We start from the raw sequence: 1,107 nt of genomic DNA on the forward strand, positions 1-1,107 counted from the left end.
CGGGGCTATTGTTGAGACCGTGAAATTTGTGGGTGGAGAAGTCATCAGTCGACAAACAGGAGTCGAGCCGCGGTGAGAGATGGAGCGGGCTCTGGTGTTGCTGGTGGTTCTGACGGTGAGGGCTTTACTGCGGAGCAACTCCGGTTCAGCTGGAAGGATGCAAGGATTCTGAGTCTGATTTGTGTGGGTGCTTTGGTGGTGTGCATCGGCATGGCTGTTTTTGTATTTACAAGTGTTCCTTGGGAAACCCGGATGCCGTACGACGGCAAATATAACTACAGTGGAAGTGGCATCCCGATGCAGATCGCCCTGCTGCCTGTCCTTGTGCCCATTCTTGGCACGTGGAGGGCAGTTGCACGCCCGGAGAAGAGTCCCAGGACCAAAGCAGGGCGCATACGGGCTTACATACTCGTTGCAGTATTTGTCAGTGTTTGCATGCTCGCTCAATGGACACTTTCAGAAAGTATCCTGGTTGCAGGCGGATACAACCTGTAAGTGAAATGCGTCCCCCGCCGGCCGGTTACCACCGTCGGGCTGTTCATCTTTGCTGTCGGGCCCGGTCCGGTCGGAACGTTCGTCCTGTATCTTTCACCGCCGCCCTGTGCAGCCGAGGTAAGACCCTTCAGCCGTAGATTAGACGATGCACACCTGTTCAGGGATCCTTTACCAGACGCTGAAAATCCCTGCCTCAACTCAGTACCCGCGTCCAGAAACCGTGCCCGTAGCTAAATCCCTCACCGGGCACTGGTTCTTTATCTTGGCTCGCTAGAGCGGCCGACCGTAGGGATAGTCCACCCATAGCCCGGTGCCTTCTTCTGGGCAGGCCAAGTCGGCGCCGTTTCGCGTGGACCAGTAGTCCGCGGGGAAGCGGGCTCCTTGAAGCACGGCGTTTAAATCGACGCCGTGCTCCTCGCGTCCGTCGGCGAATCGCGCGTCATACCGAATGCTGCGGTAACGACTCTTCAACCAGCGACGCCTCTTCCATGAGGCCGCGGCTCGGACGGCAACCGGCATTTGTGAACTCATTCCTACATCCTCCCTTGCCGCTCGCCCTCATGTCGTGATCAGCGCACGAAGGCGCAATCGAGATGTGCCCGTTAGCCGGTC

The 1,107-nt window shown here is 57.7% G+C and carries 1 protein-coding gene; it reads left to right on the plus strand.

From position 1 onward, the window contains the following. Window positions 1-72: 72 nt before the first annotated feature. Entirely contained in the window at window positions 73-495 is a 423-nt protein-coding gene (locus AC5RV1_RS21330) for a hypothetical protein (RefSeq protein WP_493995950.1), read from the plus strand. The last annotated feature ends 612 nt before the right edge of the window (window positions 496-1,107 follow it).

It is taken from the genome of Arthrobacter sp. Hb9-2, assembly GCF_059091165.1.